Genomic DNA, 18,942 nt, shown 5'->3' on the forward strand with positions numbered 1-18,942 from the left:
CTCCGCGCTTTCGCCTGATGACAAGCCAAATCCCTTAGCAAAAGAAAGATGAATCTATTTTATTTGGTGGCCTTTTTGCCACCTTATTTACATATACGATAAAACTAATACTCAGTTAAGCTATTTATAGTTGTTTAGCTCTCAGCAGAAGCTGAAAAACACGAGCAAAGATGCGTAAGGAAATAAAATGAATGTACTAATTATTGGTAATGGCGGTCGTGAACATGCGTTGGCATGGAAAGCGGCACAAAATAGTGAAGTTAAAAACGTATTTGTTGCACCGGGCAATGCCGGTAGTGCATTAGAAAACAAAGTAACTAACGTGAATATCGGTGTTGAAGATATCGATGCATTGGTTGCTTTTGCAAAAGAAAACAATGTTGAATTAACGATTGTAGGGCCAGAAGCACCATTAGTTATGGGTGTGGTTGATGCGTTCCGTGAAGCTAAGTTAGCTTGTTTCGGGCCAACCAAAGGTGCAGCACAGTTAGAAGGCTCTAAAGCTTTCACTAAAGACTTTTTAGCACGTCATGACATTCCAACGGCTTGGTACCAAAACTTCACTGAAATTGAGCCTGCGTTGGCTTACGTTCGTGAAAAAGGTGCGCCAATTGTAATTAAAGCAGATGGTCTTGCCGCAGGTAAAGGCGTGATCGTTGCGATGACCTTAAAAGAAGCTGAAGATGCTATTCAAGATATGCTTGCTGGTAATGCATTTGGTGAAGCTGGGCATCGCGTGGTCGTTGAAGAGTTCTTAGATGGCGAAGAAGCATCATTTATCGTGATGGTTGACGGTAAAAATATCGTACCAATGGCAACAAGCCAAGATCACAAACGTGTTGGCGATGGCGATACAGGTCCAAATACTGGCGGTATGGGCGCATATTCCCCAGCACCAGTAGTAACGCCTGAAATGCATGATCGTATTATGGAGCTTGTTATTCGCCCTACGGTTGAAGGTATGGCTGCTGAAGGCAATACTTACACTGGTTTCTTATACGCGGGTCTAATGATCATGGCTGATGGCACACCTAAAGTGATTGAATACAACTGTCGTTTTGGTGACCCTGAAACACAACCAATCATGTTACGTATGAAATCTGACATTGTTACTTTATGCCTAGCGGGTGTAAACGGTGAACTGGAAGATATGGTTGCCGAGTTTGATTCACGCGCTGCGATTGGTGTTGTATTAGCGGCTGGCGGTTACCCTGCTGATTACACTAAAGGCCATGTTATTTCAGGTATTCCTGAAGCAACTGAAGGACTTAAAGTGTTCCATGCTGGTACTGCTGAAAAAGACGGTCAAGTGGTAACAAGTGGCGGACGTGTACTTTGTGCAACTGCATTAGGTAATACAGTGACAGAAGCGCAACAGAAAGCGTATGAGCTAACTAAACAGATTAGTTGGGATGGTATGTTCCATCGCAATGATATCGCTTACCGTGCGATTGCACGTGAAAATAATAAATAAGTTATTTTTACCAAGATAAGCAAGTTTTATTAGTCATTAAAAAGCACCTTCGGGTGCTTTTTTTATTTTTATGAAAGTTGGTATAGAACGGTATTCTTTAATGTGTTGAATGATGCGATAGCAGTAGACCTTAATTGTGTTTTATTTAATACCAGTTACACTAATTACCTGATCTATTTTACTTGTTAAAATAACTTATTTCTTCGTTGTAAATTTCGTAAAGGGAACAACCATTTAGCTCAATTTACGCCTTAAACTAAGTCATTTTTCCTACGCAAAATTTAGATCACTTATTTAATGTGATCGGTATAAGGTGTTTTTGAATGTGTATACCACTCCATATCCCTACTAAAATACCAGCTACAGCAACAAAACCGCCTGGCGATAATATCGGCATCGCTAACAGTAATTGTACACTGTTTCCACCTAAGGCTAATGAAGCGCCTATCCCCATTAATGTTCCCGCACAAAAATGTACCATCCATTGTTGAAATTTTGCTGGTACGAACAAAAATTTATTAGTACGCCATGCAGCAAATAACATGCCTGTTAATAAAGCGATAAAAAATAGGTATTGTTCAAATATAGGCCAGTTGTATAATTTATTTTCTGTTAAAGCGCTGCTTAATTGATTTAATATTGCATTGGGTGACCATCTCGGTTGATAAAGATAAATAAACCCAGACAACAAGCCTATTCCCATCATACTAAACCATAGTTTTTTTCTTCTTTTATTACTGAAAGAAATCCAAACAATGAGCAGTAAAGAGATAGAGCCTAATAATAAATAATGGGATAGTTTATGAATAGGTATCTGCACAAAACCTCGGTCTGGGGACCAATAGGCTAATATTGTCCAGCCCGCTAGCCAACCCAGTATGGTTGCTAACATTTTAATGTCGCCCCTAGTCAGTTTTCCTAATGTCGATATGCCACAACCTTGATTGAGTGCTGCGCCTAATCCAAATAAAAAACCACCAAAGAGAAACCAAATATTCATCTTATACATTGTAAAGTGTAAAGGGATATCGACTAAATAAGCGAATAAAGTGGATACCCATACCAATACACCACTTAACAGAATAGACATTAAATATTCTTTATTGCCATCTCTCCATTCATTAACCCCTTTAAACATACACAAGCCTGTTGTTTGGGCTAGGTAACCTAATGCAATCACTGCTAACAAAACGAGACTCAATAGCATAATGAACCTATTAATAGGAGTTAAAAAAGAGAGAGCTGTTAAGCTCTCTTTATATGTAAACTAGAACTAATGTTAATAACTACCAAGATGCCGCGTTAGCTTCTTGCATATCATAACGCCAGTTTTCAGGTATCGTGGTCTCATCTAACAACGCGTTCTCTGCTATGGTTGGATAAAGCTGAGCGTAATTTTGAACATCCGTTCCCTGTATTCTACGATTGATATGTTTAGGTTTTAGTTCATGAATACCATTAAGTCCTGTTGCTGCTACTAGCTCAACTAAGTTGGCAACTGTTTCTCGATGGAAGTTAGCCACACGCTGTGCTTTGTTTGTAACAACAATCGCTTTATTACGAGAAGGGTTTTGTGTTGCAATGCCCGTTGGGCAGTTGTCCGTATTACAAGTTCGAGCTTGAATACAACCTAAAGATAACATCATGCCTCGTGCTGAATTAACTGTATCTGCGCCTAAAGCGATTGCTCTTAATATATGAAATGCGGTAAACATTTTCCCAGAAGCAATGATGCGTATATGATCTCTTAATCCAAAACCGATTAGAGTATTGTTTACAAAAATTAACGCATCACGAATAGGCGTTCCTACAGAGTTAGTCATTTCAGTGGGTGCTGCACCTGTTCCTCCTTCTCCGCCATCAACAGTAATAAAGTCTGGGTAGATATTGGTTTCTATCATGGCTTTACAAATCGCTAAGAATTCATCATGTCGGCCTATACAAAGTTTGAAGCCAACAGGTTTACCACCTGATAAATCACGTAATTGTTTGACAAAATGTAATAATTCTATCGGTGTTGAAAATGCACTATGAGCAGGAGGTGAAACCACATCTTGTCCCATTGGCACGTGACGAATAGCTGCTATTTCTTCTGTTAATTTTGCCGCAGGTAAAATACCACCATGACCTGGTTTTGCACCTTGTGACATTTTTATTTCTATCATTTTAACAACGTCATTAGATGCATTCTTTTTAAATGTTTCAGGGTTAAAGTTCCCCATATCATCTCGACATCCAAAATAACCAGTACCAATCTGCCATACGATATCGCCGCCATGTTCTAAATGATACGGACTCATACTTCCTTCACCAGTATTATGGGAAAAACCACCAATCTTAGCGCCTTTATTCAGAGCCATAATTGCGTTTTTACTTAATGCGCCGTAACTCATTGCTGAAATGTTTAAGGGTGATGCCATATACGGCTTAAGACAGTCAGGACCACCAAATTTAACTTTAGGGTCTAAGTCTGTTGGGTGTTTAGGTTGCATTGAATGGTTTACCCACTCATATCCTGCACGGTTTGTATCGAAAATGGTGCCAAAAGGGCGTGTATCTCGGTCTCCTTTTGCACGTTGATAAATTAACGATCTAAACTCTCTTGGAATAGGCGTACCGCTTGTATCTGATTCTACAAAGTATTGCTGTATCTCTGGTCTAACAGATTCTAATAGGTATCTAAATCTGCCGAATATAGGGTATAAGCGACGAATAGATTGTTTGCTTTGAAACATGTCATAAAAACCCATCATCATTAAAGGGATTAATACAACTAAACTCCACATCCAAAGATGAGAGATCATGGATAACGCTGCAATTAAAATGAGCGATATGAAAGTAATACTGACGAAAGCTTGGCGCATTGTCATAAATTAATGTCCTTATTTTTTGTATGAATACATTGAGTATAGTAAGTATTTTAAAAATATTTGTTAATTAAGAGACCTAAAAAATCGAGGGTAAATTTCATCCGCTACATCAAAAATGAATAAATAAAAAGAATTTGTAGATTAATGTCGTTGAATAGTGATACTGATTACACTAATTAAGTGATCTCAATTTTGCACAGGAAAAATGACTTAGTTCAAGGCGAAAATTTAGCTAAATGGTTGTTCCCTTTACGAAATTTACAACGAAGAAATAAGTTATTTTAACAAGTAAAATAGATAACTTAATTAGTGTGGTTGGTATGATTATTATCTAAGTTGTTTAGCTTTGAGGCGGAAGGTAAGGTTATTTATTTTTGAGGAGTGAATAAATTTATTGATTCTTGGATTAAGTTAATGAATAACGGAAAGTTAAAATAGTTCAGCTTTCCGTATTAATGACTCTGAATATAATTAATTGTTAACTTATATATCTGCTTACCCATGCCGCAATAACTTCTGCAGCATATTCAGAATCTTTTTTGTCAGTTAATAGGTGATCTGACTTATCTAAACTGACAAAGCTCTTAGGGTGAACCGCTGCTTGATAGATTTTTTCAGCTTCGGAAATATTAACAATACTATCAATAGGTGAGTGCATAACTAATAATGCTTTTTTTAATGTTCTAATATGACTCGTATCGTAGCGATTAATATCTTCTAAGAATTGTTTTTGTATTGTAAATTTCCGACCTGCTAAGCTAACTTCAGCTTCACCCTTTTCATTAATATCATCAATATGAGCTGAAAAGTTGTGTGCAACGTGAGCTGCATCAGATGGAGAACCAATAGTCACCACTGCCTTAGATTCAGGAACTTTAGCTGCCACAGCTAATACTGCTGCCCCCCCTAAGCTATGCCCGATAAGTAATTTTGGTGCGTTATATTCTTGACGAAGAAAATCTGCAGCAGCGTTTAAGTCTTGAATATTTGAAGAAAAGTTAGTATTTGCAAAGTCACCATCGCTGTTACCTAAGCCTGTAAAGTCAAAACGCAACACCGCAATGCCCTTCGCGGTTAATGCTCTGCTAATGCGAGTTGCAGCTGCAACGTCTTTACCGCATGTGAAACAGTGTGCAAATAGTGCGTAACATACAATGTCAGACTCAGGTGTTTCTAATAAACCACTGAGCATATGAGTACCATTAGTGAATTTTACTTTTTGGCGCATGATTTTTCCTTGTTGGATCGTGGGTAAATTGAAACGTTTAATTTCTACATATCATACCAATCATGCTTATACCAAAAGAATTAATAAGGTGATCATTCTTGCTGGTTAAAATCCCCCCTAACTGCGTTGTGAGTTTTGAAGTGAGAACAACTATCTCCTACAACTCACGCCTTATTAGTGTTAATTTTTCCTGCGCAATCTTTGATTACTTATTTAATTCCATTGGTATTATTAACTGTTCTATTTTACTGGTTAAAATAACTTGTTGCCTTGTTGTAAGTTACGTAAAGGGAGCAAGCATTAAAGCATTATCTTCTTTTAGTTAATTCTCCAACAGATGATTAACGAAGTTAATCTTCGAAAGGTCTCAACTTACGCCTTAAACTAAGCTATTTTCCATCTCAAATTTAGAACATTTATTTAATATAATTGGTATTACGTTAGATAATAAGCTGATAACCATTCAAAAGTTAATTGCTTAATTTCTATTAGATCACATTATCGAAGCAATGAATATTATATGTGCGTCGTTTTTATAGAAAATTGACTGAAGGTATGTTAGAAAAGGGGCGTTAAAAGATGAGTTAATATCAATAATTAACGTTAATGATGGAAACTAAAAGAGAGTACATAAAAAACCCTCAGAAGAGGGCTTAAAATAACTTTTTAAAAGTTATAAGATTACATGAAACAAATAGTATTATTTGTTTACAGATTCTTTAAGAGCTTTACCAGCAACAAAAGCAGGCACGTTAGCTGCTTTAATTTGAATGTCTGCACCTGTTTGTGGATTGCGACCTGTACGTGCTGCACGATGATTTACTTTGAATGTGCCAAAGCCGATTAGTTGAACTGGTTCGCCATCTTTTAGACTGTCAGTCACGCTAGCTAAAATTTGCTCTAGAGCTGCTTTAGCTTGTACTTTAGTTAGGTCAGCTTTTTCTGCGATGTCTGCTACAAGTTGAGTTTTGTTCATTATTTGACTTCCGTTAGTATAAAAAAATGCATAAGAATTTAAACACTTAATTAATGTATTGCATTCATTCCTAGCAAGTAAAGCATAATCCGCTTAAAAATGAAGAAAGTAGCAATTTATTTACTTTATTGTGCCAAAAATCACAAAATTATAACATTTAAAGGCTGATTCTATGATGTTGAGATGCCAATATTAGTACTTTCAAGTGATCGTATGTAAGTACGAATTGACTTGATGAGGTCAGGGGTACGCTCATTATCTAGCATTTTTAAGATTGTTTTTTGTACTTCTAACTGCTCAATAAATAACGGTTCTTCAACTAATGTTGTTTCATCAATTTCTTCATCTATCTGTAATTCTATAAAACTAGCAATCGTTGCAAAGCTAGTTTGACTTGCATTTAATGCTTCTTCTTTAGACTTACTGGTGAAGGAATTAAAAATACAATTGGTAATAACACAATAATCTACAGCAGGGTAAACACCATAAAATTCATGATCGCTAGTCTCTGGGATAATCGCATCAAAATTTTCTTCTTGGATAGTAAAGTTAATTTTTGCGCCTTTTACCGTCAGCTTTTCCCAAAAAAGCTGCAAGATATTTTCCGCTATAACATCATGTTCACTTTCTATTGCTTGACTGAACATTTTAAAGTGAGTGATATTTTGCTCAGCTAATGCCATACAAAATACGCTTTGTTGCCAAGCCTGTAAGTTTGTAAGTTGATCATTGATGGGAAGAGATAGCATAGTCGTCCTATTTGCACCTTTAAAAGAAGCTAAGATTATAGGCTAATTTAATAACTGTCTTTAGATATTTAATTATTTCTTTTATTTATCAAAAGATAATGGCAGTTAAATTGAATTTTAGAGCTTAAGACGTTTTAATCTTGAGGCAATATACTGAGTGTAATGAAAGTTGGAGCGCTTAACCCTGTCTATTGATAACAAAGGTGATATTCGCAGAATGACTTGGTTGTTTATATAAAATGAAGGTATAAAAAAAGCGACTCATTGAGTCACTTTTTTAGGATCTAAATAGGGTAGGACTTAGCCCATGCCGTATTTTTTTAATTTTTTGCGTAATGTACCACGGTTAATACCTAACATGGTTGCTGCACGTGTTTGATTACCACGAGTGTACTGCATAATAATATCTAGCATTGGTGCTTCAACTTCCGCCAATACTAATTCATATAATTCAGTGGTATCTTGACCGTTCAATTTTGCCACATAACCAGATACAGCTTGACGTACTGAGTCACGTAGTGGACGTTGAGTTATTTGCCCTGTAGCTGGAATACTAGTAGTTGTTGTCAGTGCTTCTTGAGAAATATTTTGTTCAAACATGGGTATTAACTCTTTTAATTACAATTGATTTAAATAAGTTTCTAATGCATTTAGTTGCTCGCTAGAGCTTTCTATGGCATTAAATTTTCGCTTAAAATTACCTAACCTGTCTTGCTCCTGTAAATACCACCCGACGTGCTTCCTAGCGATTCGAGGGCCCATTACATCACCATAAAAACCATGTAAAGCTTGTACATGATTTAATAGTATTTCTGTAATTTCCATTTGTGCTAAACGCTGAGCATATTGCCCGGTGTTTAAGTAATGGTTAATTTCATTGAATATCCAAGGTGCACCTTGTGCGCCTCGTCCAATCATGATGGCATCCGCTCCTGTATGATCCAGCACATACTTGGCTTTTTCAACTGAAGTAATATCACCATTTGCAATCACAGGGATTGATATACTTTCTTTAATTGTTTTTATTGTGTCGTACTCGGCTTCACCTTTAAACAGGCACTGACGTGTACGACCATGCACTGATAGTGCTTGGATACCAGATTGTTCAGCGATCTGTGCAATCTCTAATCCATTTCTATTTTCCGGATCCCAGCCAGTACGAATTTTCAAAGTGACAGGCACATCAACCGCATCAACTACACTTTCTAAAATAGCTTTCACTAATTCAGGGTGCGGAAGTAATGCCGAACCTGCTTTTTTCTTATTCACCTTTTTGGCGGGACAACCCATATTAATATCAACGATCTGAGCACCTAGCTGTACGGTCAATCGTGCAGCGTTGGCCATTGCTAGCGGTTCTGCGCCAGCAATTTGTACAGAACGAATACCTGATTCATCATGGTAGTCCATTCGTAACTTAGATTTCGTGCTATTCCAAACACGAGGATTCGATGACAGCATCTCTGAAACTGCCAATCCAGCACCTTGCTTACGGCAAAGTTCTCTGAATGGGCGATCGGTAACACCTGCCATCGGCGCTAAAATAAGATTATTGTCTAATTGATACTTTCCAATGCGCATATTCTAAGCGTTCTCTAAGTTAAGGCGGCGTAGTCTACGCATTTTTTCAATCAGAATAAAGGTTAATAATTAACCATTTCGAAATTATTTCGCTTGCAAACTGAGCAACACTTTGTTCTCAGTTATTTATAATCACTTTAAGCGTGCTTAATTCCCGATAAACGAGCCCATTCATCTTTGATTTTTGCAGTATCCATATCAAACCATTGGCCATAAACTGTCAGTAATTCATCTGCTTGTTGTTCTAAAATACCTGATAGCGCTAATTTACCATTGGTTTTAACGAGGCATTCAATACTTGTTGATAATTCACGTAATGGGCCCGCTAAAATATTAGCAACCACGACATCGGCAACAATATCTTTTGGGGCATCTTCAGGTAAGTACAGTTCAAGCTGGTCTGATACATTATTGCGTTGTGCATTATCACGACTGGCAGTAATCGCTTGTGGGTCAATATCAATGCCGATAACACGTTTTGCACCTAATTTAAGTGCGGCAATGGCTAATATGCCTGAACCACAACCAAAATCGATAACCACTTTATCTTGTAGATCTTGTGCATCTAACCAAGCTAAACAAAGCGCGGTTGTTGGGTGAGTACCTGTACCAAAAGCAAGGCCAGGATCTAACATCACATTTACTGCACTTTCATCTGGAACAGGTTTCCAACTTGGGCAAATCCATAAACGTTCGCCAAATTTCATTGGGTGGAAGTTATCCATCCATTCACGAACCCAATCTTTATCTTCTAATTGTTCTATTTTAAAAGCAAAATCATCTGCTAGTAATTCACTGCTCTTTAATACTGCAATAACAGGTAACATGTCAGTTTCTGCTTCGTAAAGCCCTGTTACGTCGGTATCGCCCCATAAACGAGTTTCTCCTGGCATAGGTTCAAAAATAGGCGTGTCTTGCGAATCAGTGAAGGTTGCCGATAGAGCTCCATTATCCATTAGTAATTCGCCAATTTCTTCTGCATTTACGTTATTTGCATTTAATTTAAGCTGGATCCAAGGCATGATTTTCTCTTTTTTATTGGGGTAGGTAGATAGAGGGCAAGAATACAGGGAATTAATAAATTAATATAGCCGTTGGGTAAGTATTCTAGTTAGTGTGTGTAAGTTCAAATACCTTACTTATAATTGCTGCACTATAGACAATTCTACTCCAAAGAAACTCTTTTTTGTATTCGTATACCGTAAAATAGCGTTGGTAATAATTTTTATATTAGAAGCTATTTTTATATATCAATTACCTTAATTTACTTAAGGGATTGTTTTATTTTATAAAATTTTAATAAATAGTTTGTTTTAACCCAGTATGATGAGTAAGTCTTGAATAAGATTAGTATTATCATTAAAAATGACGGCTTGTTACGAAAAGGGTATTTCGATGAACAAAATAGTGATTATTGATGATCACCAGTTATTCTTATATGGCCTAAAATTAACCTTAGAAAATGAAAATAACGTGGTGACAACGTTTGATAACCCAATTAAAGCATTGGCAGAAATAAAAAATATTCAGCCAGATCTCATTTTGATGGATTTATATATGCCTGAAATGAATGGGTTATCAATGATTGAAGCATTAACTGAGGCTGATATTGCTTCTCCAGTAGTGATTTTGTCTGCCTGCGAAGATTATTTGGATGTCCATTATGCTTTACAAAAAGGTGCAATGGGTTTTATTCCAAAATCTTATGCGCCTACAGATATGCTAAATGCTTTACAAACAGTTTTTACAGGTGACATTTTTGTACCTGAAAATGTCCTATTAGAAATTGAAAGCATTGCTTCGTTGGAAGAACAGAATAAAAAAACTTTTCATTTGTCAGAAAGGCAAATACAAATTCTACAATTAATCTATGCTGGGAAAAAGAACCGAGAAATTGCTGATGAATTATGTATTTCGAAAGATACTGTTAAATTTCATCAGAAAGGTTTATATACAGCATTAGAAGTATCAGGCTCTTCGAGCCGATTAAAAGCCGTTGAAAAAGCATTATCAATTGGTTTACTTAAAGTTTAATTAACACTCTTTTTTACACTGGTTGTTAAGTTATTCAGTAAACATTTATTAAGGCTATATGTTTTAATAAAGTATATTTAATAAGTATTTATACCAATCACAATAAATAGCTTATCTATTTTACTAGTTAAAATAGTCCACTTCTTTGTTGTAAGTTTCGTAAAGGGAACAGCCATTAAATAATTAATATCTTTTGGTTAATTTTCCGATAGACGATTAACGAATTTAATCTTCGACAGGTTTAATTTACGCCTTTAATTGAACTGTTTTTCCAGCGCAAAATTTAGATAATATATTTAATGTAATCGGTATTACTTCAATAGCCATTATTAATAATTACTGTATTAATGATACCGATTACTTTAACAAATAATTCAGCTAATTCGTGTGATTGGTATAATAACTACTTTAATAATTGCTTTAGTAAAAACCTCAATGAAGCAGGCTTCACTGGTTTATTAAGAATTTTATAGTTTATTTCTTTACCTGTTGTTTGTACTTCTTTTAATTTACCAGGGTCAGCTTCACCTGTTAGTAATACTGCTGGTATATCATCTTGCTCTTTAATTTTTTTAATAACATCGAGTCCAGTCTTTTGGTTTGGTAGACGATAATCAGATATTATTAAATCATAATTATTTAAATAGTATTTTTCTAACCCCTCTTCAGCGGTATCGGCACATTCTACTGTATATCCCCAATTTTCAAGTAGCATACTTAAGGCATGCAGGATCCCTTGATCATCATCGATCAGCAGGATTTTGTAGTCAATAGAATGGTTGGAAAGCTTATTTAAATTTATATGTTTTTTGGTATTTTCGGCAATGTTCACTGCAAAGCTAAAACGGCTCCCGCGTTGATTGCTGATGACTTCAATTTTTGTATCGCATAATATCGCTTTACGTTGTGCAATGGGTAAGCCTAAACCAATGCCTTTACTTTTATTGTGCAAAGGGTTGTCTGCTAACGATATTTCATCAAATAAATTATCTAAAAGAGAAGTTTCAATTTTGGCTCCTTGGTTCCAAACTTGAATTAATGCTTTGCCTTGATAATGACGAACACTTAATAATATTTGTGTCCCTTTTTTCTGGCTACCGTGAATAATCGCATTATTTAGTAAGGTTTCTATTATCTCTATAAACAGCCGTTTATCGGTTTTAATGGTTAAATTTGGTAAGCGAGTAATAATCTGGATACCGAGTTCAAATGCTTGAAATTGGTATTTTTTGATCGAAGGCAACAATGTTGATGCTAACGTAAATTCACTTATTTGGGGAACAGTGGTATCGCTGTCCATACGTGCTAAATCCAACAAGCTAGACAACCACCTATCTAACTCTTCTGAAGCCAGCTTAATATTTTTTGCTAATTGTAACTGAGGCGTGCCAGTCAGTTTATTTTCTAATAAATGACCGTATAAGGATAAGCTACTCAAAGGCTGTCTGATATCGTGAATAATACGTTTTAAATAATCACCCGTTTGCTGATTAATTATGCTGGGTTGCTCGGGCTTTATTTCTACTGGTTGTTTGTTTTTTTTACTATGACGTGATTGTGTAAAAATAGTGAGGTAGCACATGGTCATTAAAAATGTGCTATTGAATAAAAAAGCTAAAGCGTCTGTATTGCCAATGATTGAAGCAAATATATAGCAAATTGCTAAAAATATATTATTGATGACTAGATGTGTCGTACTGTAGGCAAATAAATAAGAGTAAAAAAGAGGTAGTAATAAGACTAAGTATAAGAAGCTGCTGACGTATAGATGTTCTTGAAAGTGACTATTTATTGAAACAAAAAAGGTGATTGATAAGCAATTAATAGGCATTAATGTTTGCACTATATTGTCTTTTTTCGCTATCAGTCCAACTAAATTTAGGACGCATAACAATAGAATAATTGCTGGAATAAATAATGGTGTTATAAATGTCGGTGATGCTCCAAATCTTGTATAGCTTTGGCCTATTCCAATAAGGAAAAAGAAAACAAAAGAGCATAGTATAATGACATTAAAAGGGCGCAATGATTGCCATCTAAGTTGGCTTTGTGTTGGTATTGCTTCCTGCATTACGATCTCTATTTTCACTATTAGTTAATTAATTCATTTATATACCTATATTTATTATGATTTCCAAGCTTTAAGGTCTCAATATTAGGTATTTCTGAAGGTAATTATCGAGTTGCTTGATAAATGATAGGTAAAAAAAAGCCTAACAAAGTTAGGCTCGCCTGTAATATGTCTTTTTATTACAAATTTGAATAAAAAATCCATTTAAATGGCATCAAAGTGGGTGTACTACTATGCCTCAATTCCTTAAGACTCTTATACAATGCCTCAAGCCTAGTAAAAAAGTAACTACCCGATCGGGTAGTTTTTGAATCATATACTATTTTAATGCATTGTTTGATTGTTTTGTAAGCATTTTAATCTTTTGATGCAGTAAATTGTGCAGCGCTTTGCAAAGCAAATGAATACCCCTTAGCACCCATTCCACAAATAACCGCACAAGCAATATCAGACAGATATGAGTGATGTCTAAATTTTTCGCGTTTATGAATATTAGATAAATGCACTTCAACAAAAGGAACTGCAACACCTAATAAGGCATCACGAAGCGCTACGCTTGTATGAGTAAAAGCAGCAGGATTGATGATAATAAAATCAATTTCTCCAGCACTCTCATGAATTTTTTCAATGAGTTCATATTCACGATTAGATTGAAGGTGTGATAATTGAATATTTAAGTCAGCGGCTTCTAAGTGAAGGGATTCAATAATATCTGTTAAGGTCTGGCTACCGTAAACTTCTGGCTCACGTTTACCCAGCAAATTAAGGTTAGGTCCATTTAATACTAATACTTTCACTTTTTGCTCCTGTCTAACTTAGGCCACATAAAAAAACGCCTCGATAACAGAACCGTTATCGAGGCGTTTAGTATAACCAGAAAAATCACACTTAGTTAATTTCTTGATTCTCTTTGATCAGTTTATCTACAACGCTTGGATCAGCGAGTGTCGATGTATCACCAAGCTGATCACTTTCACCCGTTGCAATTTTACGCAATATACGACGCATAATTTTACCTGAGCGTGTTTTAGGTAGACCTTCTGCCCAATGTAAAATATCAGGGGTAGCAATGGCTCCAATTTCCTTACGGACCCATTGCTTTACTTCTGCATATAGTTCAGGAGAAGAGTATTCACCGGAATTTAATGTGACATAAGCATAAATACCTTGTCCTTTAATCGCGTGTGGTACCCCCACGACTGCAGCCTCAGCAATTTTAGGATGTGAAACTAGCGCACTTTCTATTTCAGCTGTTCCCATACGGTGCCCTGACACATTTAATACGTCATCTACACGCCCAGTGATCCAGTAATATCCATCTTCATCGCGACGTGCACCATCACCTGTAAAGTACATATTTTGGAAAGTAGAGAAATAAGTTTGTTCAAAACGATCATGATTGCCATAAAGCGTACGCATTTGACCCGGCCAGCTATCCAACATGACTAAGTTGCCTTCAATCGCACCTTCTAGAATGACACCTTCATTATCAACCAATGCAGGCTGCACACCAAAAAATGGACGTGTTGCTGAACCTGGTTTGAGATCAGTTGCGCCAGGTAGCGGAGTAATTAATATACCGCCAGTTTCTGTTTGCCACCATGTATCAACAATTGGGCATTGTTTGTTACCAATTTTATCGTAGTACCACTGCCATGCTTCTGGGTTAATTGGTTCACCTACTGAACCTAGGATACGTAATGATTTACGACTTGTACCCTGTATTGCTTCGTCACCTTTAGCCATTAATGCTCGAATTGCTGTTGGCGCGGTATATAACAAAGTCACTTGATGTTTATCAACCACCTCACTCATACGTGCTGGTGTTGGGTAATTTGGTACGCCTTCAAATAATAACGTGGTCGCGCCATTAGCCAATGGTCCGTAAACTAAATAACTATGTCCTGTTATCCAACCTACATCGGCAGTACACCAGTAAATATCACCTTCTTGGTAATCAAATACATATTTGAAGGTCATTGCGGCATACACTAAATACCCACCCGTCGTATGTAATACACCTTTTGGTGTACCAGTAGAGCCTGAGGTGTAAAGAATGAACAGTGGATCTTCAGCATTCATTGCTTCTGGTTCACAATCTGTTGGTTGTGATTGTGTTACTGCTGTCCAATCTAAATCTCGACCTTCAATCCAATTAACGTCACCACCTGTATTTTTAAAGACAATGACATGCTCAACGCAATCAGTACCGTCACGTGTTAACGCTTCGTCAACATTGGCTTTCAATGGCACAGTACGGCCACCGCGTCGACCTTCATCGGCTGTGATCACTAATTTTGAGCTACTATCGATGATACGGCCTGCAATGGCATCAGGAGAGAAACCACCAAAAACAATTGAATGTACTGCGCCTATACGTGTACAAGCTAGCATTGCGACAGCCGCTTCTGGTGTCATCGGCATGTATAAACAAACCACATCGCCTTTTTTAATACCTAATTCTTTTAAAGCATTGGCAAACTGACATACTTGGGTATACAGCTCTTGATAAGTAATTTTTGCATCTTGGTCTGGAGAGTCACCTTCCCATAATAAAGCTACCTGATCCCCTTTGCTGGCTAAGTGGCGATCGATACAGTTAACAGAAACATTTAACTCCCCATCTTCAAACCATTTAATATTGACATTGCCAGGAGCGTAAGAACTGTTTTTAACTTTAGTGTAAGGTTTTATCCAATCTAAAATTTTACCTTTCTCACCCCAAAATGCCTCTGGATCTTCGATAGATGCTTTATATTCAGATAAATATTGGTCATTAGTTAGCAAGCTATTTGCTGCTAGTTCTGGTGAAACAGGGTAAATATTATTTCCGCTCATTGTTCGCTCCGTTATTACATATTAATCAAATGCTCATATTTTTATTATTTGTGTCGTTGTGACTCATATTGTTACTAGTGTTGCTATTGGTACTGTTTAATAAATCATCATTTTATTCTAATTGAGAGATTAAACCGTTATTGTGAGGAATGCCTCTGTTGTTAAATAAATGTTAAAACTCACCTGCTTAGCTGTAATTTTGAGATCAATATCAATAAAAAGTTAACGATAGCTAAATATATTATTTTGTTTTTTACTTACGTTTTTAATTTTTACAACTAAGCTGTAATGACACCTTTAGTTGCTTTAAAGTTGTTTTAGCGGAGAAACCTAAGGGCGTTAGTTTATATGATTAGACTAAAGTGTTAGGGGGACAGGTGAATGAGAAAGCAACAACAGGGTTTTACAGTATTAACGACCGTCGTTATATTGAGTATCGCAGGGATTGCCTACACGACTCATATGGCTTATTTGCAATTAATTGATAATAAAGTGTTGGCTAATTACTATCGAAATAACGAAGCTTTTGCAAACGCTGAGTCAGGTATCAATTTAATTTTGAGTAAATTAAATACAGTGGCCATTGCTACTGAAATGCTCGACAATCTTCCTTTTACTTATCCAGCCCAAATAACGCCCACTACACCTTATCAAGTCTCTGTTATTCCGCTAACAACAAATAAATTACACGTATCCTCTATTGGATATTCGATAGATGGTTCTGCATTACGTAACATATCAGTAGATGTTTATTACTATATTGATTTTGAAACACCCATTGCACCACTCCTTAGTAACGGAAACCTAAAAATTAACGATTTTGATTCTATCAACGATGGGTGTGATGGTTTATCTATATCGGAATGTCGCTCCCCTGGAAATATGGCTAAAAAAGTGATTATTAGCCAACCTATTGCTAACGAACCAATCACTAACCAAGCAAATATAAATATTGATAATCAAATCGATTCAGATATTACTGAAACATCTACTCTTTGTTCAGACGGTCTTACAGTGACAGGGAGTAGTATCGATTTAGATGCAATTAATGGACAACTTATTGATCAAGAAGGGGCCACTCGATTTCAAGAAGTGAGTAGCAATCAATGGGGCTCAGCAGCATCAATAACCAGTCCTATTTTTGATGGAATAACTTCAATCGAAGATGTTACCAGTGCAAGTTCTTTGTTTGAAAGTACTTTTGGTGTGACATGGGAGAATGCAAAAACACAATTTATTCATTCAGAGTCAGTTGCATATATTGATATGACCAATATAAATACGGTGAGTTGCTCAGAGGAGCTGCAATATATTGATGAGGATATTAATATTATTTATATCCAAGGTGATTGCATTGTAGATCCTTTAGATACTTTACTTAGCAACGCATCAGGTATTGCACTCAATAGTCATCATTTTACGATTGGCTCAACGGACAATCCTAAAATGGTATTTATTGAAGGCGGAACGTTTATTGCCCCTGCTCGTACCACTAGCTCAGTGGTAGGTATGTTGTATCTAATACCTGCCAAACATGAAGTGTTGGATACCAATGGTAATGCTGTCTATATCGATGGCATTAAACAAACTCTAGAAGAACAAGATATTGATATTGCAGGTATACAAGTTAGTGGCTCTGTATTGAGTGAATACAATTGTACTGCAAGTGTTGCTGGAGACCGTAATAATAATACTTCAAAACACTTCTCAACTCGCTATGATAAAAATGTATTAAACTTACTATATAAACGATTAGGCATGATCCCCTCCGAAAGTCATTACCAATTAGTGGCTGGCACATGGAGGGACTTCTAATGCATTCAAAAGTAAAAGGGTTTACATTTATAGAGATTTTAATGTCATTAATAGTTGTGAGTTTAACAGCAGTGAGTATTAGTGGCTTACAAATAAAAGTAGCTGAGCAACAAGGTAATAATATTGCTCATGCATCAGCGATATCAATGGCGACTGCGAAGGTAGAGCAAATGATTAGTCTTCTTGATCCCGATGATTTAATCGCATTACATAATTCATCGGAAGCCAACGTGCAGGTGGCTAATACTGAATTTTCTATATTATGGAGCATTAGCAACGTAGCAAGCGAATACAATGCGGGTGATGATTTTAAACAAATTAAAATGGACATTTCTTGGGTTAATAACGAAGGAAACGTGCAATATTATGAGCATTTACAGCAAATCAATTTAGGCTCATTATTATCAAGCACTGATAAGCTATTTCCTACGATCGTGACAACTAACATATCATCTGATCAAATCATTTATTTTGACCCTAATATAGAATATAAAGAAGGAGCATTTACCATTTATGATAGTTATTTATACCAAGCTACATCTGATTATTCGATTGGTAATGATGCTCCTCAGACAACTATAGACCCAGATACAGGCCTTTTTATTAGCAACAGTGGTTGGCAAAGCTATGGGCAAATAGATGATGCTAATCTACTAAATAACAGTAACTTAGCTTCGTTGTTTTAGAAATAATAACAATGTTATGATTTTGTGATAAATAAGCTATTATCAGTGTGTTATTATTGAACTATTAAAGAATAATAATGCCCATAATTTACATATCTTATTTAAGGAATGTTTGGCCAATGATTGAAAGCCAACTTATTATATTACAACAAGCTAAGAATTATTTGGACTCTGTCTCAGAGTCGCAATATACACAAGTTATTACGCCAACTTTTATGAGTTCTGCTGGTGCGCATATGCGTCATATTTTAGATCATTATTATTCGGTGATAAACGGTTTCCCAGAAGGTTTAATTGACTACGACAAGCGTAGCCGTGGTGGGGTTGTTGAAAGCTGTCCAAAAGCGGCACAAAATGCAATTGAAGAAATATCTACTTTTCTAAAGTCATTAACGACAGAGCAACTTCAAAAGACGGTTAAATTATCAACCGAAATATCAGTGGTAGATAAGCAAGTAGCGATTGTAGATACAACACTTGGACGAGAAGTGATTTTTGTTGGAAGCCATGCCGTTCACCATTTAGCAACGATTAAGCACATTGCCCAAGCGCAAGAAGTGGAAGTGGAAGGCGATTTAGGTATTGCACCTGCAACAGCGACTTTTTTACGTACAGGTTAA

15 protein-coding genes and 1 pseudogene are annotated in these 18,942 nt (G+C 36.2%); 5 read left to right on the top strand and 11 right to left on the bottom strand.

The annotated features are described in order from the left end of the window. Positions 1-187: 187 nt before the first annotated feature. Positions 188-1,474, top strand: coding sequence for a phosphoribosylamine--glycine ligase (gene purD / locus V6255_RS11690; protein ID WP_341628325.1), 1,287 nt, complete (start codon positions 188-190; stop codon positions 1,472-1,474). 286 nt (positions 1,475-1,760) lie between these two features. Here the strand turns inward: purD and V6255_RS11695 are convergent, their stop codons facing one another. The 8 genes and pseudogenes from V6255_RS11695 to prmA form a co-directional block, all read right to left on the bottom strand. After that, a complete protein-coding gene (locus V6255_RS11695; RefSeq protein ID WP_341628326.1) occupies positions 1,761-2,681 on the bottom strand; it encodes a YeeE/YedE thiosulfate transporter family protein in 921 nt (306 codons plus the stop codon). Between the two features lie 79 nt (positions 2,682-2,760). Beyond that, positions 2,761-4,338: an FMN-binding glutamate synthase family protein gene (locus tag V6255_RS11700; RefSeq protein ID WP_425355925.1), complete on the bottom strand. Its 1,578-nt coding sequence runs from the start codon at positions 4,336-4,338 to the stop codon at positions 2,761-2,763. A 490-nt stretch (positions 4,339-4,828) separates the two neighbouring features. Beyond that, positions 4,829-5,572 (bottom strand): annotated as a pseudogene (locus V6255_RS11705) (alpha/beta hydrolase family protein); the annotation flags it as partial. A 700-nt stretch (positions 5,573-6,272) separates the two neighbouring features. Next, positions 6,273-6,548, bottom strand: a complete 276-nt coding sequence (locus V6255_RS11710) for an HU family DNA-binding protein (RefSeq protein ID WP_025563269.1) — start codon at positions 6,546-6,548, stop codon at positions 6,273-6,275. 170 nt (positions 6,549-6,718) lie between these two features. Further along, positions 6,719-7,297 (bottom strand): YjaG family protein, encoded by a 579-nt coding sequence (locus V6255_RS11715; RefSeq protein ID WP_341628328.1) that lies wholly within the window; start codon positions 7,295-7,297, stop codon positions 6,719-6,721. 300 nt (positions 7,298-7,597) lie between these two features. Beyond that, on the bottom strand, positions 7,598-7,897 hold the full coding sequence (fis, locus tag V6255_RS11720; protein WP_025563271.1) for a DNA-binding transcriptional regulator Fis: 300 nt from the start codon (positions 7,895-7,897) through the stop codon (positions 7,598-7,600). An 18-nt stretch (positions 7,898-7,915) separates the two neighbouring features. Further along, on the bottom strand, positions 7,916-8,878 hold the full coding sequence (gene dusB / locus V6255_RS11725) for a tRNA dihydrouridine synthase DusB (RefSeq protein WP_341628329.1): 963 nt from the start codon (positions 8,876-8,878) through the stop codon (positions 7,916-7,918). Positions 8,879-9,015: 137 nt separating this feature from the next. Further along, positions 9,016-9,900: a 50S ribosomal protein L11 methyltransferase gene (gene prmA, locus V6255_RS11730; RefSeq protein WP_341628330.1), complete on the bottom strand. Its 885-nt coding sequence runs from the start codon at positions 9,898-9,900 to the stop codon at positions 9,016-9,018. 373 nt (positions 9,901-10,273) lie between these two features. Here prmA and V6255_RS11735 point away from each other — a divergent pair, with 373 nt between their 5' ends. Next, entirely contained in the window at positions 10,274-10,912 is a 639-nt protein-coding gene (locus tag V6255_RS11735; RefSeq protein WP_341628331.1) for a response regulator transcription factor, read from the top strand. A 403-nt stretch (positions 10,913-11,315) separates the two neighbouring features. Here V6255_RS11735 and V6255_RS11740 read toward each other — a convergent pair whose 3' ends face one another. From V6255_RS11740 to acs, 3 genes are all read right to left on the bottom strand, one after another. Next, a complete protein-coding gene (locus V6255_RS11740) occupies positions 11,316-12,983 on the bottom strand; it encodes a hybrid sensor histidine kinase/response regulator (protein ID WP_341628332.1) in 1,668 nt (555 codons plus the stop codon). Between the two features lie 356 nt (positions 12,984-13,339). Then, entirely contained in the window at positions 13,340-13,780 is a 441-nt protein-coding gene (aroQ, locus tag V6255_RS11745; protein ID WP_341628333.1) for a type II 3-dehydroquinate dehydratase, read from the bottom strand. Positions 13,781-13,871: 91 nt separating this feature from the next. Beyond that, positions 13,872-15,821: an acetate--CoA ligase gene (gene acs, locus V6255_RS11750; protein WP_341628334.1), complete on the bottom strand. Its 1,950-nt coding sequence runs from the start codon at positions 15,819-15,821 to the stop codon at positions 13,872-13,874. A gap of 381 nt (positions 15,822-16,202) precedes the next feature. On the opposite strand from acs, the gene V6255_RS11755 reads away from it, so the two are divergent. The 3 genes from V6255_RS11755 to V6255_RS11765 all read left to right on the top strand — a co-directional run bounded on the left by V6255_RS11755 (position 16,203) and on the right by V6255_RS11765 (position 18,942). Next, the gene (locus V6255_RS11755; protein ID WP_341628335.1) at positions 16,203-17,636 is read left to right on the top strand and encodes a hypothetical protein; all 1,434 of its coding nucleotides are present in this window, start codon (positions 16,203-16,205) and stop codon (positions 17,634-17,636) included. Between the two features lie 41 nt (positions 17,637-17,677). After that, on the top strand, positions 17,678-18,322 hold the full coding sequence (locus V6255_RS11760; RefSeq protein ID WP_341628336.1) for a hypothetical protein: 645 nt from the start codon (positions 17,678-17,680) through the stop codon (positions 18,320-18,322). Positions 18,323-18,441: 119 nt separating this feature from the next. Continuing rightward, positions 18,442-18,942, top strand: a complete 501-nt coding sequence (locus V6255_RS11765) for a hypothetical protein (protein ID WP_341628337.1) — start codon at positions 18,442-18,444, stop codon at positions 18,940-18,942.

Source organism: Psychromonas arctica, assembly GCF_038155225.1.
In the GTDB taxonomy this organism is placed as follows: Bacteria; Pseudomonadota; Gammaproteobacteria; order Enterobacterales; family Psychromonadaceae; genus Psychromonas; species Psychromonas arctica_B.